The sequence below is a fragment of the Proteus sp. LHD240705 genome (assembly GCF_047921555.1).
Lineage (GTDB): Bacteria > Pseudomonadota > Gammaproteobacteria > Enterobacterales > Enterobacteriaceae > Proteus.
The window spans coordinates 176,805-195,387 of the sequence record NZ_JBLRMI010000001.1 but is presented as its reverse complement, the minus strand read 5'-3'; the positions used below and the strand labels follow the sequence as shown (position 1 = coordinate 195,387).

Below are 18,583 nucleotides of genomic sequence, written 5' to 3'. Positions count from 1 at the left end.
GCGTCATAAAAATAGAATTAATTTTTAAAAATCAATTAAATAAAAATAACCCATGTTTATTAAAATAAGAAATAAACACAGGTTTATTGATTCAATAGTGAACAATGTTGATGATTTTTCACATCAACATTGTGATAAATAGTGGCGATAAAATGACGTTGGCAAAACCTTAACGATAGCTTAGCCGTTTGTTCGCAGATCAAGTTATAGTGTTTAACGTTTAAAATACGCGTTGATATAACCGATTTCAAAAACAGACACCGTGATTTTTATCGCAATGTATAAATTTAACACAAGCGATAAATCCCTTCACCTTTTATCTCTTTATCTCGTGATAAATTTCTTCACTATCGAGTCATTACTATCGAGTCATTAACTCCCAATTCAGTTTAATCAGCTAAATGACTTACTGAAATGGCGTAATATCACCCGTACCTTCACGCACGATAACTGGGGTATCTTCTGTTAAATCAATTACCGTTGTCGGTTTTTGTCCTAAATAACCACCGTGGATCACCAAATCAACTTGTTTGCTTAATAAATCTTCGATTTCTTCCGGATCAGATTCAGCAAAATCGTTGCCTGGTAAAATCAGGCTTGTTGACATTAATGGCTCACCAATATTTTCTAACAATGCCAATGCAATAGGGTTAGAAGGAACACGCAAACCTATGGTTTTACGTTTATCATTCATCAAACGTTTTGGTACATCTTTAGTTGCTTTTAAGATAAAGGTGTAATTACCTGGAGTGTTATTTTTTATTAAACGAAACACCACATTATCAACATAAGCGTAATTGGCGATTTCTGATAAATCACGGCACATCAGTGTGAAATTGTGGTTTTTATCTAATTGGCGAATACGACAAATTCGCGTCATTGCATCTTTGTTTTCTAAACAACAGCCAATAGCATAGCCAGAGTCTGTTGGATAAATCACCACACCGCCTTTGCGTAAAATATCAGCACTTTGTTCAATTAAACGAGCCTGCGGATTATCAGGGTGAATATAAAAAAGTTGGCTCATACATCCCTCAATGAATTTCTAATGTTACTCTTGCCATAGCGACCAAACTGGTTCTACACCACTGGGTAACCATAAATTACGCCCCAATTCTATCCACGAGCAAGGGCGATGAAAATCAGAACCTAACGAAGCTTTTAGCCCATAAAGTTGCGCTAATGCTGCGTGCTGTTCTCGTTCTTGTGGTGGTTGTTGGCATTGTGCCACTTCGATTGCATCACCACCAAGTTGTTTAAAATAAAGCGTTAAGCGTTTTAACCACTTAGAGGATAGACCATATCGTCCCGGATGCGCTAATACTGCAACGCCACCAGCCTCATGAATCGCTGTGACAGCGTCACCTATTGAGCACCACTGTGGGGGGACATAACCCGTTTTACCTTTCGCTAAATAACGCTTAAACACTTTATTAACCGAGGCAACATGCCCTTCATTCACGAGAAAACGGGCAAAGTGTCCTCTTGTAACTTGTCCACCATGTGCTAAGGCTTTTGCTCCTTCAAATGCATTTGCAATACCCGCTTTTTCTAATCGCTCACCTATCATTATCGCGCGTGTTTCACGACATTGGCTTTGTGACGAAAGGAGTGCTTTCATTGCATTATGGTTGATATCAATATTCAATCCAACAATATGGATTTCTATATTCTCCCATAAAGTCGATATTTCGACACCTGATATCAGGGTAAGAGGCAGATTTTTTTCTGCAATATAATCATTAGCAGGAGTAATCGCCGCTGTTGTATCGTGATCTGTAATCGCTAAGACATTAATTTGACGCTCTATCGCTCTCTCAACCAATTCTTTTGGTGAAAGCTCGCCATCTGACGCGGTAGTGTGGCTGTGCAAATCATAAATCACTCTTAAATCAGATAGCACTTCTGTCATCGCTTCTCCCTTTTCATCTTAGCAAGGTAATAATTTTTAAAGAGTATGCCATAAAGTACTTGACGAACCCAACGCAATCCAGTTTACTAGTACACAACACGAGCTAGTCTATTAACTTATTGTCTGTCGTTAGCTGTAAGGAGATCTTATGAATATTAATCAACGTCTTATCGCTCTTTGGTGGCGCAATACTCTTTTATGGGCGGTTTGATCTCCTGCTTCACGTCAGTGATATCTAAAACCCGCCTACGCGGGTTTTTTTATGCATTAAAAACAGTTAGTAAAAAATAATATAGAGCGATAATAATGAATACATCACTTGCATTCTCATTTAATACCAAGGCAACGCCACTGCCTTACCACAGCGAACCTGCTTTACTTTTCAATACATTATGTGAAAACAAACATCACACATTATTATTAGAATCTGCACAAGTTGACACTAAAGCAAACTTAAAAAGTTTGTTAATTGTTGATAGCGCATTACGTATCAGCGCAGTAAAAAATCAAGTCACTATTGATGCATTAAGCGTTAATGGACAAGGTTTATTACCTGCATTAAAAATCGCACTAAAAGAAAAAGCGGTCTTAATGCAAGAGAGCGATAAACAGTGTGTTTTTACTTTTTCTTCACCTGCACAAGATATTGATGAAGAGAGCAAATTAAAATCAGCCAGCGTATTTGATGCTTTACGTTTCTTTCTTGCTAATAAAGACACTAAAGATGCTAATGCTATTTTTGTCGGCGGTTTATTTGCTTATGATTTAGTCAGTGGATTTGAACCCATTCCTGAATTAGACACCGTTTTTTCATGCCCTGACTACTGCTTTTATTTAGCAGAACAGTTAATTGTGATCGACCATCAGAATAAAGATAGTCAGTTAATTTCCATTGCTTTTACTGATGATAAAACAGAGTGTCAGCGCCTCACTTTACGCCAATCTGAGTTAATTTCACTGGCTAAACAACCTTTAAAACATCCTATCCGCCGCGCTTTAACAGCAGCAGAATCAACAATACAAGGCAATATGGATGATAAAGGTTATGGCGATATTGTTGAGGCAATGAAAACCTATATTCGTCGAGGTGACATTTTCCAAGTTGTTCCATCACGTCGCTTTCAAGTTGCTTGCCCTTCACCACTTGCCGCTTATCAAGTGTTGAAAGAGAAAAATCCAAGCCCTTATTTATTCTATATGCAAGATGCTTTGTTCACGGTATTTGGAGCATCACCAGAAAGTGCATTGAAATATCAAACAAGTGATCGCCAAATTGAAATCTATCCAATTGCAGGAACTCGCCCAAGAGGACGCAACACAGATGGTTCAATCAATGCAGATTTAGACAGTCGAATTGAACTTGAAATGCGCACTGATACGAAAGAGCTTTCTGAACATTTAATGTTAGTTGATTTGGCACGTAATGATTTAGCGCGTATTTGCCAAGCAGGTAGCCGTTATGTCGCTGAATTAACAAAAGTTGATCGTTATGCTTTTGTCATGCACTTAGTCTCAAGAGTAGTCGGTAAATTGCGTGATGATTTAGATATTTTCCATGCGTATCAAGCCTGTATGAATATGGGAACACTATCTGGAGCGCCGAAAGTCAGTGCAATGCAATTGATTGCTCGTTATGAAAAAACGAAACGTGGCAGTTATGGTGGTGCTATCGGCTATTTTACTGGCGCAGGAGATTTTGATACTTGCATAGTTATTCGCTCCGCTTATGTTGAAAATAATATTGCAACTATTCAAGTTGGTGCTGGAATTGTGCTCGATTCAGATCCAAAAATGGAAGCAGAAGAGACACGCAATAAATCACAAGCTGTTATCAATGCCATTTTGCAAGCTCACACCAATACTCAAATGCAGGAGGCTTGCTAATGGCGACTATCTTACTGCTCGATAATATCGACTCATTTACTTATAACCTTGTCGATCAATTACGTAGCCTTGGCAATAATATTGTGATTTATCGCAATAGCGTCGCAGTCGATGTTATTGAACAAAAATTACATGAGCTCGATAACCCGATTTTACTGTTATCGCCGGGGCCAGGAGCACCTTCACAAGCAGGTTGCATGCCTGAACTGTTAAAACGTGTATTAGGCACATTGCCTGTAATTGGTATTTGCTTAGGTCATCAAGCCATTATTGAGGCTTACGGTGGCAAAGTTTCTTCATGTGGAGAGATCTTACATGGCAAAGCGACATTAGCTGAACACGATAACAGCGAAATGTTTGTGAATTTACCTAACCCTTTACCCGTAGCTCGTTATCATTCGCTTTCAGGAGAACAAGTTCCAGAACAACTCATTATTAATGCTTGGTGCGATAACACTGTTATGGCGGTGCGTCACCGTCAACATAAAACCTGTGGTTTTCAGTTTCACCCAGAATCAATTTTAACCACAAAAGGCGCACAACTTTTAGAGCAAACAATCGCATGGGCATTAACTCCTAAAGGAGACGCATAAAATGGAAACTATCTTCAACAAATTATTTAGCGCACAACAATTGACGTTAGAAGAAAGCCAAACACTGTTTAGCGCCATTATTCGCGGTGAGTTAACAGAATCACAATTAGCGGCAGTATTAATCAGCATGAAAATGCGCGGTGAACATCCTCAAGAAATCGCAGGAGCAGCACGCGCATTACTCGAAAATGCACTGCCATTTCCTCGTCCTGATTATACCTTTTGCGATATCGTAGGCACTGGCGGTGATGGTGCAAATAGTATCAATATTTCAACAGCAAGCGCCTTTGTTGCAGCTGAAGTAGGTATCAAAGTTGCGAAACACGGTAATCGTAGCGTATCCAGCCGCTCTGGATCTTCCGACTTATTAGCAGCATTTGGTATCCCTTTAGACAGAAGTGCTGATGATGCGCGCCAATTACTGGATGAAGTGGGTTTATGCTTTTTATTTGCACCTCAATATCACAGTGGTTTTCGTTTTGCAGCACCCGTTCGCCAACAATTGAAAACACGCACGTTATTTAATGTATTAGGTCCATTGATCAACCCAGCGCGTCCGCCATTAGCATTAATTGGTGTGTATAGCCCAGAGTTATTGATGCCTATCGCAGATACATTAAAAGTTTTAGGTTATGAGCGTGCTGCTGTTGTTCATAGTGGTGGAATGGATGAAGTTTCACTACATGCACCTACTCAAGTCGCTGAATTACGCAATGGTGAAATTACACGTTATCAACTGACACCTAGTGATTTTGGTCTTCGCCCTTGTGCCATTACTGATTTAGAAGGTGGTACACCTGAAATAAACCGTCAATTATTAGCAGATTTATTACAAGGAGAAGGAAAAAGAGCACATACCGAATCTGTTGCAGCTAATGTCGCTTTATTAATGCGTTTACATGGGCAAGAAGATTTAAAAATGAATACTGAAGTTGCTATGCACGCCATTTATAGCGGTAAAGCAATAAATCGTGTAACTGCATTAGCAGCGAGAGGATAAGAGCATGACTGTATTAAACGCCATTGTAAAAGATAAAGCTGAATATCTAATTGCACGTAAAGCAAGCCAACCATTATCAGAATTTGTGCACCAAATAGAGCCATCAACACGCTCGTTTTATCAGGCATTAACTCAGCCCAATACTGTTTTTATTTTAGAGTGTAAAAAAGCATCACCCTCAAAAGGTCTAATTCGTGCTGATTTTGATCCCGCTACGATTGCAAAAATTTATCAGCCTTATGCTGCTGTAATTTCGGTATTAACGGATGAGAAATATTTTCAAGGGAGCTTTGATTATTTACGTCAAGTTAGCCAAGCCGTGCATCAACCCGTTTTGTGCAAAGATTTTATTATTGATGAATACCAAATCTATTTAGCTCGTTTTTATCAAGCAGATGCCATTTTATTAATGCTCTCTGTCTTAGATGATGAGCAATATCGTGCACTATCAGCCGTTGCTCATCAATTAAACATGGGTGTATTAACGGAAGTAAGCACTGAAGAAGAACGTCAACGTGCCATTAATCTCAATGCCAAAGTTATCGGTATTAACAATCGTGATTTGCGTGATCTCTCTATCGATTTAGCGCGTACCCAGCAGTTAAGCCAAGGATTGCCTAAAGATGCAATCGTGATCAGTGAGTCAGGTATTCACACCCACCAGCAAGTTCAAGCGTTAAGCCAATATGCTAATGGGTTTCTAGTTGGTAGCGCCTTAATGTCACAAGAAAATATTGACCAAGCAGTGAGAGCGCTCGTTTTGGGAAAGCATAAAGTGTGCGGGTTAACTCGCACACAAGATGTAAAAGCGGTTTATCAAGCTGGTGCTTATTATGCAGGGTTGATTTTCGCAGAAAAATCCCCTCGAAAAGTGACATTGTCACAAGCACAAGAGTTGATAGCGCAAGCTCCCTTAGCCTTTGTGGGAGTTTTTCAAAACCAACCCATTACGCTTATTTGTGACTATGCTGAAAAACTTAATTTATCTGCCATTCAATTACACGGACAAGAAGATGCTCAGTTTATTGAGCAACTTAGACAAAGAATTCAACCTAGCTGTGAGATTTGGCAAGCAATAAATATGGCAATTCACGCAGATATTTCTCCTGTTTCACACGTTAATAAATATGTACTTGATAACGGCACTGGTGGCACAGGAACAACGTTTAATTGGCAAAAAATTCCTAATACATTGCGTGAAAAAGCGTTACTTGCAGGTGGTCTTAACAGTGAAAACTGTTTGGATGCAGTTAAAACAGGCTGTATCGGGCTTGATTTTAACTCTGGAGTAGAGTCGGCTCCCGGCATAAAAGATGCGCAACGTCTGAACCAAGTATTTGCACAATTACAGCTAAACTAAATTTCACAAAAATAAAATTTCAAACAGGATGACATCACAATGAGAAAACTTAACCCCTACTTTGGCGAATTTGGTGGCCAATATGTACCTGAAATCTTAATTCCTGCATTGGATCAACTCGAACAAGCTTTTATTGATGCGCAAAACGATCCCTCTTTTCAGCAAGAATTCCAAGATTTATTAAAAAATTATGCAGGCAGACCAACGGCACTAACCCTTTGTCGTAATTTAACAGAAGGCACGCGAACTCGTTTATATCTAAAACGTGAAGATTTACTGCATGGTGGCGCCCATAAAACTAACCAAGTATTGGGTCAAGCCTTGTTAGCAAAACGTATGGGTAAAACCGAAATTATTGCAGAAACAGGTGCGGGTCAACATGGTGTTGCAACTGCTTTAGCCTGCGCACTGCTTAATATGAAATGTCGTATCTATATGGGTGCTAAAGACGTCGAACGCCAATCGCCTAACGTATTTCGTATGCGCTTAATGGGTGCCGAAGTGATCCCCGTTCACAGTGGTTCATCTACCTTAAAAGATGCGTGTAATGAGGCATTACGTGACTGGTCTGGTTGTTACGACCGCGCACATTACTTATTAGGAACGGCGGCAGGCCCTCATCCTTATCCAACCATTGTCCGTGAATTTCAACGCATGATTGGTGATGAAGCCAAAGCACAAATTCTAGAGCGTGAAGGTCGTCTACCTGATGCTGCTATCGCTTGTATTGGCGGTGGTTCTAATGCTATCGGTTTATTTGCATCCTTTATCCCAGAAACTTCGGTGCAACTAATTGGTGTTGAACCTGCGGGTAAAGGTATTGAAACGGGTGAACACGGTGCACCACTGAAGCATGGAAAATTAGGGATCTATTTTGGTATGAAGTCCCCAATTATGCAGACTGATGAAGGACAAATTGAAGAGTCATATTCAATTTCAGCAGGTCTTGATTTCCCATCTGTCGGGCCTCAACACGCACACTTAAATAGCATTGGTCGTGCTGATTATGTTTCTGTTACCGATGATGAAGCCATAGAAGCATTTAAAGCACTTTCTCGCCGTGAAGGGATTATTCCAGCCTTAGAATCTTCTCATGCATTGGCTTATGCATTGAAATTAATTGCACAAAATCCTGACAAAGAGCAGCTATTAATTGTGAACTTATCAGGCCGTGGTGATAAAGATATTTTTACTGTAAACGATATTTTAGCAGCAAGAGGAGAAATCTAATGAGCCGTTATCAAGTATGCTTTGAAGCATTGGCACAAAAACAGCAAGGCGCATTCGTTCCTTTTGTCACATTAGGTGATCCTTCTCCTGAGCTGTCATTACAAATTATTGATGCGTTAATTGAAGGTGGCGCAGATGCATTAGAGATTGGTATTCCCTTCTCCGATCCTCTTGCAGATGGTCCTACAATCCAAGGGGCTAATTTACGTGCGCTTAATGTCGGTGTAACGCCAACAGATTGCTTTGCGCTCTTAACTAAAATTCGTGCAAAACATCCTAATATTCCTATTGGCCTATTAGTTTATGCCAACCTTGTTTTTAGTAATGGCATTGATAATTTTTATAGTAAATGTGAGCAAGCAGGCGTGGATTCTGTCTTGATTGGTGATGTACCTTTACGTGAATCAAAAGAATTCCGTGAAGCAGCACAACGTGCAAATATCAGTCCTATTTTTATTTGTCCACCTAATGCTGATGATGAACTTTTACAAGAGTTGGCAGCATCAGGTAAAGGCTATACCTATTTATTATCAAGAGCAGGTGTAACGGGTACAGATAAACGTGCAGAACAATCACTAACACATCTTACTGACAAACTAAAAACCTATAATGCCCCTCCCGCATTGCAAGGTTTTGGCATTTCTGAGCCTAAGCAAGTTAAAGAAGCGATTGCCAATGGTGCCACAGGCGCAATTTCAGGCTCGGCAGTGGTTCAAATTATTGAGAAAAATCTTCATCAACCCGATGTGATGTTAAAAGCACTGACGACATTTGTGAAAGAGATGAAGGCAGCTACCCTCGCCTAATTGCTTTAAATACGCTTAGTGAGATCCGCTTTAGAGAAATAATTTGCTATTTTTCTAAGCGGATTACTCTTAATTTATTGTCTATTCAATCCCACTCATTGACTGCTGAAACCGCGATAAACCGCGTTCTCATTCCCTCGTTCATATTCTGAATCAAATAATCTTTTTATCTAAAGTTGGGCGAAATTTTATTTTTTGGTCATACTTTATAAGGTACTTTATATTTTCTTTTCGGAAATACTCAACCAATAATGTAATTACAAGGAGTTTGATGATGAAACTATGGGCAAAAATCTCCGCTGTTATGGCAGCATTACTGATGGCATTAACTTTATCTGCATGTTCTCCAACTGCAACATCAGAGGGTACTGGGGGATATTTTGATGACTCCGTGATCACCACTAAAGTGAAAACAGCGCTAATTGGTGAAAAAAATCTTAATTCAACACAAATCAGCGTTGAAACATTTAAAGGTAAAGTTCAACTAAGTGGTTTCGTCTCTTCTCAAGCAGATGCCAATCGTGCCATTGAAACAACACGTAAAGTAACAGGTGTAAAAGGGGTTATAAACTCAATGGTTATTCGCTGATCCGCTTTTATTCTCGTCTTCCTTTAGTCCTAATTTTCTAGACCACTTCGGTGGTCTTTTTTTGTCCAAGACTTTTGTCTTAATCATTTAATCTTTCATAAAGTAGATCAATTTTTGCAAAAAAAACAAATAAGCTAAAAAGTGTCTATTTTTATTCCACGCCAGAATTAGCTCACAAAAAGAACAAATCAGAAATATTACTAATCATTTTGAGATTATAAATTACCCACCTTATTACTCTGAATATCTCCTATGTTGATATCATTTTATTCTTTTTCTATTTTCTTCTATCTATTGATAGATAAAGCCGTTTTACTCAATTTAAATATAAAGATGCATTTTAAATACACCTATAGAATGCACCCTTTTACTTATTAAAATGTCAGCAATTTTTAATAAATAAAATCACACTTTTTTTATTTTGATAATATCAATAAACAAAAGATGCATATTGAATACATTTTAGTGGATATCAAAATGCTAAATGTCTTATTTCAGATGTCTATTTACCTATTTAACTCTGCTTTTAATAACTCATAATTTAGGTATTAAGAATAAAAAAGAAGCTGTATATAATCTAGAAATGAAAGATTTTTAGCAAATTAAAAAGATAAAAAAAGCGAAGAGAAACTTCGCTTTTTCATTATGAGATATTCTTTTAAAGAAAGAATAATTAGAAACGGTAACCCACACCAAACATAAATACGAATGGGTCTAAACGTGTTTTAACGTCAAAATCTTTATCAGCAACAGTGCTATTAAATCTTGCTTTTGTTTCGATGTTCATCCACCAAACAGAAGCATTCAGCATCCAGTTTTTATCAAGGTTATAATCTAAACCTGCTTGTGCCGCAAAGCCCCATGAATCCTTAAGATCAAGACCATTTAAGCCTAAACCATCTACAGCAGGGTTATTATTAAATTTCTCATCAAAGAAAGTGGTAAAGTTAAGACCTGCACCTAAATAAGGACGTAATTTATCTTCGCCATTACCGAAGTAATATTGTGCCATTAATGTTGGTGGCAAATGTTTAACTTTTGCAATCTCACCTACACCTGTCAATGAAATTTTATGTTCAAAAGGCGTAGCTGCTAATAACTCAACACCGATATTATCAGTGATCATATACCCGAAAGTTAAACCTAATTGGGTATTATTATTTACTTCAAAATGGTCGCCACCTAATATTGCATCAGAACCCGCATTAGGACGAACTGTTGCAGTACCTGCACGGAATAAAAAATCACCTGCTTGGTGAGCAAAAGAAATAGAAGGCGCAAGAGTTGCAGCCGCTAAAATAAGCGCAGAAAGTTTTTTCATTATTTAACCCATTCCTGTAATAAGTAAAATCTCCGCTAAAAATATAACCATTTATTGGTAATTATGATCTAATGCCGATCACAACTTTGGAATTATTTTTGCAGAAAGTGTTATTTCTCTTTTTATTATTTATCAATACTATTATTTATAATTGATCCACATCAAATTTCCCATTAATACCATTTTTTCTTATAATTAAATTTATTATTACTATTATTTTTTGAATAAAAAATACCCTAATAAGCCTTATTTGAAAATAAAGTTATCTTTGTGTTAAAAATATGTTTTATTTAATTTAAATGATAAGTGTAATTCGATTATTCGCATCTAGAAAAACGTGAAATAAGAGGATCGAGATAAAATATCCCTTTTTGCTGTTGTAAAAGGTACAATAGCGCGCATTGACACAGTCTATTTTTATAGGAGCAGTTTCATGCCTACCACGGCACGCACAATCTACCGAGACAGTCTTAATTTTTATAAGAATGAACGACGTAGCATTGTTACTCTTTCCGCTATTCTTGCCATTATTTTAGCGATCATTCATGTCTTCATTGGCCCTAATCCTCAAGAGTACCAATTGATGATTGAATTTGTGGCTAATTTTAAAAATACACAGCTTTCTTCAGCCTCTCCTGCTGAGTTAGAAGCAATGTCAAACAGTGTCGTGGGTATTGCCAAAAAAGTGTTATCACTGTATGCATTTGAAACATTACAGCAAAGCATCTTGGTTCTAACCTTATTGATGTTCGCTACGGCGATTTCCACAGGTCATAACGTCACCTTAGGTCAAACATTTAATGCGGCTCTACCTCGCTTACCTAAAATGTTCCTATTGATTGTGCTGTGCTCTATTTTGATTAGCGCTGGTTTTATGGTGATGATTATTCCTGGCATCATTTTATTAATTGGTTTTGCATTAGCGCCCGTTGTTTTAGTACGTCAACAAAATATGGGAAGTGCAATACGTTTGGGTTGGAAAGTTGGATTTAGTGAATCGGCTGCGCTTATTCCTGCTTTAGGTATTTGGATCTTATTGCAGTTCGGCATTGGTTTTGTGAGTAATCTTACAATTCAACTACCTGATGTTATCCATAACTTCTTATTCTACTTCCTAAAAAATATGGCTTCGGCTTGGATGATTATTTATCTGCTCCGTTTGTTTATGTTGGTTGAAAACAAATACACAACGCAACAGCGTTAATCTATTCAAAGATTCAAAGCATTATCATTACCTATAAAAAATCCCGTGTATAAGCTAATCACTTATCACGGGATTTTGTTATTTATTATGCACCAATGAAGTTTAGCCAATACACTTAGAGAGTAGATGTATGACTCGTTGTTGGCGCATCTACTGTATTCTCATCATTATTTTCAGAGTCTTGTTTTAGCGCCTCTTTTCTTGCTTCTTTCTGTTTTTCTTTGATCTGCTGTCGGCTTTGATACAGGCGGATCACAAAATAGAGATCTGGGGCAATAATCAAATCATCTTCATTGAGCGAAATTTTATTTCGTTCTATCCAACGATTTAATTCCGTTCTGCGCCCCGCTAGAACCAATTTAACGCCTTTTATTCGTAATTCTCTTATTAACTCATCAATGGCAGCAAATACGCTAACATCATCATAAGTAAAGCTTACAGCAGCATCTACCGCTAACCATGCTGGTCTTTGAGGTGCGTTATCAACCAGTTGTAGTACTCGTTTTTTAAAATAACCCACATTAAAATAAGTCAGGGGTGAATTAAAACGGTACATCATTAAACCATCAATAGGCTCAATACCATTATCCTTATTCATTGAATGGACCATTCCTTGTTCATCAACACCCAATAACTGATCGCTAGGTCGAAAAACAATACGTAAGAATTGTAATAGGCCTAATAAAACCGCAAAACCAATACCATTAATAAGACCTGCCAATAACACAGCTAATAATGTAAATGATGCCAATGTAAATGCTTGTTTATTACGCTTACGATAAGACCAAATATGACGAATACTAAGCAGTGACCAAGAAGAAACTATCAACACTATCCCTAACGAAGACAGTGGAATATAAGCAAGAAAATCGGTCATAAATAGCAACACGAGCAAAATCATCAATGCGGCAATAATAGAAACTAACTGCGTTTTCCCCCCAACGGAGTCATTGACCGCTGTACGACTACTTGCCGCACTTACAGCGAACCCTTGAGACAATGCGGCGGCAATATTGGCAATACCTAATGCTTTTAATTCTTGGTCTGCATCGACATCATAACCATTTTTGCTGGCAAAACTGCGGGCTGTCATCATAAAACTCACAAAGCTAATGACAGCCAAGTTTATGGATGGAACTAATAATTCTCGTAATACACCAGGATGAAATCCACTCATCGAGACTACTGGCAGAAATAGATCAGCATTCCCAGCCTCTTTATTCACGATAGCAATACCAAAGCTTGCCAAATCAAATTGCCAACTCAAATATGTCATCATAACCATGGCAATTAACGGTGCAGGCCATCGGCTACGAAAATAACGAATCCCTAATAATAAGGCTAATGTTACAGCTGACATTAATACTGTGGGCAAATGAGCATCCATTAATCGAAAAGGAACTTCAATGAGTTTTTCGATTAAGTGATCTGGGGAAGTATCAAAGCCAAAGACTTTGCTAATTTGCCCGACCATAATGGTGATCGCAACACCATTTAAAAGCCCTTGAAGAATGGGACGAGAAAGAAAATCAGTAAAAGCCCCTAATCTAAAATGGCTGGCTAAAATACACCAAAACCCCGTCATCGCTGTCATGATAATCGCAAGTTGCCATCGAGTATTTTCATCACCAGCAGATAGTGGAATGACGACCGCAGCAATAACGGCACAAGTTGCAGCATCTGGCCCCGTAATTAACTGGCGGGAAGTACCAAATAACGCATAAATAATCATGGGGAAAATACAGGCATATAACCCAACAATAGCGTTAATACCCAATAATTCGGTATAAGCAATGGCGACAGGTAATGCCACGGCAGCAACAGAAAGGCCCGCTTTTAAATCATAGCCAAAATATTCACGCTTATAGTTAAACAATAAGCCTAATCCTGGCATCCATTTTATTAGTCTTTTTCCGATCATTGATTTCCTCTTATCAGAAATACTTTTTTATTTATGCATTCATCAAAAAGTAGCGGATGAAAATGATGAGTATATGAATCATATACTAGTGTAATATTTAAATCCTCCTTCATAATTCAAGCTTGAGTTTTAATTTTACATAAATGCAATTGCGTTGATTTTTCATTGAGTTATTTCAGATAAAACTAGTTTTTTTGTACAAATTAACACTCTGTCGTTAAAGATATGCAATTGTTTACCCATTTTCTGTCGCTTTGCATTAGAATAGCCAAGTTTATGAATTTAATTACCATAGGTTCCTATCTGTTATGAAAAATGGCTGGCTTAAGCAATTACTTGATTTTGCTCCACTATTAGTTTTTTTTATCTTCTATAAATGGCAAGATATTTTCTATGCTTCAGGTGCATTAATTATCGCGACGTGGATCTCAGTCGGTTTAACATGGCTTATTTTCCATAAAGTAGAGAAAGCGCCGCTCATTACCGCTGTGGTTGTCACTATTTTTGGTTCATTAACCCTATTTTTCCATTCTGCTGATTTTATTAAATGGAAAGTGACGGCTATTTATGCCATTTTTGCTATCGTTTTAATTGGTATGCAGTTATTTACGCCAAAAACGTTAATGGAAAGAATGTTAGGCAAAGAACTCGCTATGCCGCCTGCAAATTGGAAGAAACTCAATATTGCATGGGTGGTTTTCTTTTTTGCTTGTGCACTTGGTAATATTTATGTGGCATTTTCTTTGGCGGAAGAGACTTGGGTTAATTTTAAAGTCTTTGGCTTAACTATTTTAACCTTTATCTTTACTATCGCCAGTGTGGTTTATATCTGGAATAACCGTTTACCAGAAGAACAAACTGAAAATGAAGCTACAGAAAATAGTGAACACAAATTATCAGATAATATGACAAAGCAAGCATCTAAACCGACATCACACGATGCCCATTCAAAATCTGAATAATTATTTTTATTTTATTGGGAGATATGTGCTCTAAATAATTTAAGTTGTAGCTATTAGAGTATAGCCTGTAGATACTCTAAATAATTTAAGTTGTAGCTATTAGAGTATAGCCTGCTGATACTCTAAATAATTTAAGATGTAGCTAGGCGACAAGTGAATGAGACGCTAGGAGCATACATTAGTATGTGACTAGTGCGAATGAACGAAGTCAACAACGCTACAACTTGAAGTATGACGAGACTCTTACTCTAGATAATTCGAGGTGTAGCTAGGCGGCAAGTGAATGAGACGCTAGGAGCATACATTAGTATGTGACTAGTGCGAATGAACGAAGTCAACAACGCTACAACTTGAAGTATGACGAGTAAACTTGATGTATACGAGTAAATATCTCCTTGGTTTCAACATTATTTTACAGATACTTTATTTCCATGACTGAACAACAATCTTTGCCTAATGGTGAGCTCGTTTTACGCACCCTTGCCATGCCTGCTGATACTAACGCTAATGGTGATATTTTCGGTGGCTGGTTAATGTCTCAAATGGACATCGGTGGTGCAATTTTAGCAAAAGAAATTGCGTTAGGTCGTGTCGTTACTGTGAGTGTAACAGGCATTACCTTTCTTAAACCTGTTGCTGTTGGTGATGTCGTTTGTTGCTATGCGCGTTGCTTAAAAACGGGTAACTCTTCAATTACTGTTAATATTGAAGTATGGGTTAAAAAAGTCGCCACAGAACCTGTCGGCCAACGCTATCGTGCAACAGAGGCTGTGTTTACCTACGTTGCCGTTGACGAGAACAATTCTGCTCGTCGCTTACCTGAGGGTAAAGCTCACTTCACGCTAACAAGTACTATGGAATAAAACGCCATTACGACAATTCGATTACGACGCTAATAGCGTGAAAGCATTAAAAATTGAATACTAAAAAAGGCACTTATTAAAGTGCCTTTTATTTATCTGGTATCAAATAGGGATATCGCTTTGTTTAACGGCTAACTTTATAAAAATTAGCTTGCTGACACCCCTGTCATTTTGAACTCAATGAGAACCACTTTTCCTTTATAAGGAATTTTTTCATAACGCCATTGACGCATCGCTCTTTTAACATCTCTTTCAAATACATTCTTAGGATCAGCAGAAAGTATTTCTACATTATCTACTCGCCCATCAGCATTAACATCAAAACGTACTTTTATAGATCCTTCAATACCCACGGCTTTTGCTCTCTGAGGATATTCAGGTAAACCTTGGCGTACTGCATTGGGTACTTTGCCTTCACCACTGCTTGCCACGGCAACCGGTTTTTCATCGCCTTTATCACTTGGCTTTGCCGTCGGGTTAAGATTTTTGAGATCATTACCTTTATTAACAACTAAAGGTTGTGGTCGCTCAACAGGCGGTTTCGGTTTATCCACAGGTTTTGGTTTAGGCTTAGGTTTTGGTTCTGGTTTTTTCTCTATTGGTTTTTCGATAATAGGTTTTACATCAGGAATAGGTTCTGGCTCGGGTTCTGGCTCAACAACTGGCTCAGGTTCTGGAGGAGTGACTTCTTCAACCACAGGCTCTGGTTCGCCTGCTGGCTCATCTGCCGCAAATGCCAACATCTGTATAGAGATAGGCTCAGGTGTAACTGGCTTATCTTCTACAACATATAACATCGCAGCCGCAACAAGTGAGGCATGTAGACAAAGTGATATGAGTACCCAAAGCTTCCAACGCATAACTGATCTTATTTCACCTAAAGAAAAAATATGCCCCTAGTTTAAATGCAAATAGCAATCATATTCAATAACGTTTAACAAAATGATTGATATTAACTGTTAAAAAGTGAAATTATGAGTTCCATTCTATGTGTTGTACAAATAAAAGTGCTCTATGTTTTCTAGAAGTATCAAGTTTACGCAGTTTATAAATTCGGAAATTACGACGAGATTGCCCTTCTAACCATCGACGACGTTTACGTATAGCTTGTCTCATCATCCGCCAACGAGCTACTTCAGTCCTACTGTGTCTCATGCTATCAGCACCTATTTTTTCGAATAAGTGGACTATTATAAGACGTTCATTTTGTGATCCAAGGGGGGATTTATGATTTGCTTGAATTTCATCCATTATTTAAGCATTTCTCACAAAGAAAAAATGAATAAAGAGTTGTATCTTATTGCTTATTTGATGCTTATCTCTTAAGAAAGAGATTTGACAGAGATAATAATCCTGATTTAATAGCAACATTCGGCAAATAACAAAAATAATGAACTATTTTTAGTAAATTGCCTTCAGCTTATCCATGCAATTCATTTTCAACGGAAAATAGCTCTACTATGACAACATTTTATACTGTATTAAGTTGGCTAACCTTTTTCTTCTATTGGCTATTAATTGCGGGGGTCACATTTCGTGTCCTAATGCATCGACGACCAGTTACATCAACAATGACATGGTTATTGATCATCTATATTCTGCCATTAGTCGGAGTTATTGCGTATTTTGCTTTTGGTGAATTACACCTAGGAAAACGACGCGTTGAACATGCTAAACAGATGTGGCCTTCTGTTGTTGCGTGGCTTGAAGACTTGAGGAAATGTAAGCATATTTTTGCTACAAGTACGAGCGATATTGCGACTCCTCTTTTCCAATTAACCGCTAAACGCCAAGGTATTAAAGGTGTTAAAGGTAACAAAATTGAACTTTTAACCACCTGTGAAGATTCACTAAATTCAATTACACGCGATATTAATAACGCTCGTGATAACATTGAAATGGTCTTCTATATTTGGCAATCAGGTGGTTTAGTCGATGAAGTAACCGACGCCTTAATCAGAGCCGCTAAACGCGGTGTAAAATGTCGAGTTATGGTTGACTCAGCTGGAAGCTGGAACTTCTTTCGTACCAAAGGCCCAGACGCAATGAGAGCCGCTGGTATTGAATTTGTTGAATCACTGCATGTTAATTTATTCCGTTTCTTCTTGCGCCGCATGGATTTGCGTCAACATCGAAAAATCGTATTGATTGATAATTATATTTCCTACACAGGGAGTATGAATATGGTCGATCCTCGTTATTTCAAACAAGATTCCGGTGTCGGTCAATGGATTGATATTATGGTAAGAATGGAAGGTCCAGTTTCTACCACATTAGGGATGATTTATGCCTTTGACTGGGAAATGGAAACAGGTGAACGCCATTTACCACCTCCTCCTGATGACAATATTATGCCTTGTGAGCAAGAAAGTGGTCATACAACACAAGTTATCGCATCAGGCCCTGGCTTTCCTGACGAGCTTATTCAGCAATCCTTAATTACAGCCATTTATTCCGCAAGAAAAGAATTAGTGCTCACAACACCTTATTTTGTACCTAGCGATGATCTTGCCCATGCAATCTCAACCGCGGCGATGCGAGGTGTTAATGTGAGTATTATTGTTCCTCGCAGTAATGACTCTTTCCTAGTGCGTTGGGCAAGCCGTTCATTCTTTACAGAAATGCTGGAATCTGGTGTAAAAATATTCCAATTTGAAGATGGTTTATTACATACAAAAAGCGTGATGGTTGATGGACAACTTAGTATGGTAGGTTCAGTTAACCTTGATATGCGTAGCTTATGGTTAAACTTTGAAATCACTGTTGTCATTGATGATGAAGGCTTCGGAAGTGATTTAAGCATTGTGCAATATGATTATATTGCTCGCTCTACAGAATTGACACTAGACGAATGGGAAAAGCGCCCTTTCTTAAATCGTGTATTAGAGCGCATCTGCTATTTCTTTAGCCCTCTGTTATAATCAAGAAGGTAATAAAA

14 protein-coding genes and 2 pseudogenes are annotated in these 18,583 nt (G+C 38.0%); 10 read left to right on the top strand and 6 right to left on the bottom strand.

Going from position 1 to position 18,583, the window contains the following annotated elements:
- Nucleotides 1-406: 406 nt before the first annotated feature.
- Both ACNART_RS00985 and rnm read right to left on the bottom strand, forming a co-directional pair.
- On the bottom strand, nucleotides 407-1,027 hold the full coding sequence (locus ACNART_RS00985) for an L-threonylcarbamoyladenylate synthase (protein WP_023582284.1): 621 nt from the start codon (nucleotides 1,025-1,027) through the stop codon (nucleotides 407-409).
- 24 nt (nucleotides 1,028-1,051) lie between these two features.
- Nucleotides 1,052-1,912, bottom strand: a complete 861-nt coding sequence (rnm, locus tag ACNART_RS00980; RefSeq protein ID WP_198619566.1) for an RNase RNM — start codon at nucleotides 1,910-1,912, stop codon at nucleotides 1,052-1,054.
- Between the two features lie 306 nt (nucleotides 1,913-2,218).
- Between rnm and ACNART_RS00975 the strand changes: the two genes are divergently transcribed.
- From ACNART_RS00975 to ACNART_RS00950, 6 genes and pseudogenes are all read left to right on the top strand, one after another.
- A complete protein-coding gene (locus ACNART_RS00975; protein ID WP_198625589.1) occupies nucleotides 2,219-3,796 on the top strand; it encodes an anthranilate synthase component 1 in 1,578 nt (525 codons plus the stop codon).
- Nucleotides 3,796-5,389: pseudogene (trpD, locus tag ACNART_RS00970) on the top strand (bifunctional anthranilate synthase glutamate amidotransferase component TrpG/anthranilate phosphoribosyltransferase TrpD). The gene ACNART_RS00975 and the pseudogene trpD overlap by 1 nt, the downstream one beginning before the upstream one ends.
- Nucleotides 5,390-5,393: 4 nt before the next feature.
- On the top strand, nucleotides 5,394-6,749 hold the full coding sequence (gene trpCF / locus ACNART_RS00965) for a bifunctional indole-3-glycerol-phosphate synthase TrpC/phosphoribosylanthranilate isomerase TrpF (protein WP_368926793.1): 1,356 nt from the start codon (nucleotides 5,394-5,396) through the stop codon (nucleotides 6,747-6,749).
- A gap of 39 nt (nucleotides 6,750-6,788) precedes the next feature.
- Nucleotides 6,789-7,979, top strand: a complete 1,191-nt coding sequence (trpB, locus tag ACNART_RS00960) for a tryptophan synthase subunit beta (RefSeq protein WP_036937130.1) — start codon at nucleotides 6,789-6,791, stop codon at nucleotides 7,977-7,979.
- Complete coding sequence (trpA, locus tag ACNART_RS00955) at nucleotides 7,979-8,785, top strand: tryptophan synthase subunit alpha (RefSeq protein ID WP_198619571.1); 807 nt, start codon at nucleotides 7,979-7,981, stop codon at nucleotides 8,783-8,785. Before trpB ends, trpA begins: the two co-directional genes overlap by 1 nt.
- A 274-nt stretch (nucleotides 8,786-9,059) precedes the next feature.
- Nucleotides 9,060-9,374, top strand: coding sequence for a BON domain-containing protein (locus ACNART_RS00950; RefSeq protein ID WP_109372376.1), 315 nt, complete (start codon nucleotides 9,060-9,062; stop codon nucleotides 9,372-9,374).
- Between the two features lie 673 nt (nucleotides 9,375-10,047).
- On the opposite strand, the gene ompW is transcribed toward ACNART_RS00950, so the two are convergent.
- Nucleotides 10,048-10,695: an outer membrane protein OmpW gene (gene ompW, locus ACNART_RS00945; protein ID WP_196571173.1), complete on the bottom strand. Its 648-nt coding sequence runs from the start codon at nucleotides 10,693-10,695 to the stop codon at nucleotides 10,048-10,050.
- A 433-nt stretch (nucleotides 10,696-11,128) separates the two neighbouring features.
- Here ompW and ACNART_RS00940 point away from each other — a divergent pair, with 433 nt between their 5' ends.
- Nucleotides 11,129-11,899, top strand: a complete 771-nt coding sequence (locus ACNART_RS00940) for a YciC family protein (RefSeq protein ID WP_198619572.1) — start codon at nucleotides 11,129-11,131, stop codon at nucleotides 11,897-11,899.
- A 115-nt stretch (nucleotides 11,900-12,014) separates the two neighbouring features.
- Here ACNART_RS00940 and ACNART_RS00935 read toward each other — a convergent pair whose 3' ends face one another.
- Complete coding sequence (locus ACNART_RS00935; protein ID WP_198619573.1) at nucleotides 12,015-13,820, bottom strand: SulP family inorganic anion transporter; 1,806 nt, start codon at nucleotides 13,818-13,820, stop codon at nucleotides 12,015-12,017.
- Between the two features lie 308 nt (nucleotides 13,821-14,128).
- Between ACNART_RS00935 and ACNART_RS00930 the strand changes: the two are divergent.
- Together ACNART_RS00930 and yciA are read left to right on the top strand one after the other, a co-directional pair.
- A pseudogene (locus ACNART_RS00930) lies at nucleotides 14,129-14,677 on the top strand (septation protein A); the annotation flags it as partial.
- 536 nt (nucleotides 14,678-15,213) lie between these two features.
- The gene (gene yciA, locus ACNART_RS00925) at nucleotides 15,214-15,645 is read left to right on the top strand and encodes an acyl-CoA thioester hydrolase YciA (protein ID WP_006536988.1); all 432 of its coding nucleotides are present in this window, start codon (nucleotides 15,214-15,216) and stop codon (nucleotides 15,643-15,645) included.
- 146 nt (nucleotides 15,646-15,791) lie between these two features.
- Here the strand turns inward: yciA and tonB are convergent, their stop codons facing one another.
- Together tonB and ACNART_RS00915 are read right to left on the bottom strand one after the other, a co-directional pair.
- Nucleotides 15,792-16,505: a TonB system transport protein TonB gene (tonB, locus tag ACNART_RS00920; protein ID WP_368926795.1), complete on the bottom strand. Its 714-nt coding sequence runs from the start codon at nucleotides 16,503-16,505 to the stop codon at nucleotides 15,792-15,794.
- Between the two features lie 112 nt (nucleotides 16,506-16,617).
- Nucleotides 16,618-16,800 carry a YciY family protein gene (locus ACNART_RS00915; protein ID WP_036913581.1) on the bottom strand — a complete coding sequence of 61 codons (183 nt, stop codon included), beginning with the start codon at nucleotides 16,798-16,800 and terminating at the stop codon, nucleotides 16,618-16,620.
- 305 nt (nucleotides 16,801-17,105) lie between these two features.
- Between ACNART_RS00915 and cls the strand changes: the two genes are divergently transcribed.
- Nucleotides 17,106-18,566, top strand: a complete 1,461-nt coding sequence (gene cls, locus ACNART_RS00910; RefSeq protein WP_109372382.1) for a cardiolipin synthase — start codon at nucleotides 17,106-17,108, stop codon at nucleotides 18,564-18,566.
- Nucleotides 18,567-18,583: the final 17 nt, after the last annotated feature.

Coding starts and splice junctions, on each gene's coding strand:
- ACNART_RS00985 (WP_023582284.1), bottom strand. CDS start 1,027: ATGAGCCAACTTTTTTATATTCACCCTGATAATCCGCAGGCTCGTTTA.
- rnm (WP_198619566.1), bottom strand. CDS start 1,912: ATGACAGAAGTGCTATCTGATTTAAGAGTGATTTATGATTTGCACAGC.
- ACNART_RS00975 (WP_198625589.1), top strand. CDS start 2,219: ATGAATACATCACTTGCATTCTCATTTAATACCAAGGCAACGCCACTG.
- trpCF (WP_368926793.1), top strand. CDS start 5,394: ATGACTGTATTAAACGCCATTGTAAAAGATAAAGCTGAATATCTAATT.
- trpB (WP_036937130.1), top strand. CDS start 6,789: ATGAGAAAACTTAACCCCTACTTTGGCGAATTTGGTGGCCAATATGTA.
- trpA (WP_198619571.1), top strand. CDS start 7,979: ATGAGCCGTTATCAAGTATGCTTTGAAGCATTGGCACAAAAACAGCAA.
- ACNART_RS00950 (WP_109372376.1), top strand. CDS start 9,060: ATGAAACTATGGGCAAAAATCTCCGCTGTTATGGCAGCATTACTGATG.
- ompW (WP_196571173.1), bottom strand. CDS start 10,695: ATGAAAAAACTTTCTGCGCTTATTTTAGCGGCTGCAACTCTTGCGCCT.
- ACNART_RS00940 (WP_198619572.1), top strand. CDS start 11,129: ATGCCTACCACGGCACGCACAATCTACCGAGACAGTCTTAATTTTTAT.
- ACNART_RS00935 (WP_198619573.1), bottom strand. CDS start 13,820: ATGATCGGAAAAAGACTAATAAAATGGATGCCAGGATTAGGCTTATTG.
- yciA (WP_006536988.1), top strand. CDS start 15,214: ATGACTGAACAACAATCTTTGCCTAATGGTGAGCTCGTTTTACGCACC.
- tonB (WP_368926795.1), bottom strand. CDS start 16,505: ATGCGTTGGAAGCTTTGGGTACTCATATCACTTTGTCTACATGCCTCA.
- ACNART_RS00915 (WP_036913581.1), bottom strand. CDS start 16,800: ATGAGACACAGTAGGACTGAAGTAGCTCGTTGGCGGATGATGAGACAA.
- cls (WP_109372382.1), top strand. CDS start 17,106: ATGACAACATTTTATACTGTATTAAGTTGGCTAACCTTTTTCTTCTAT.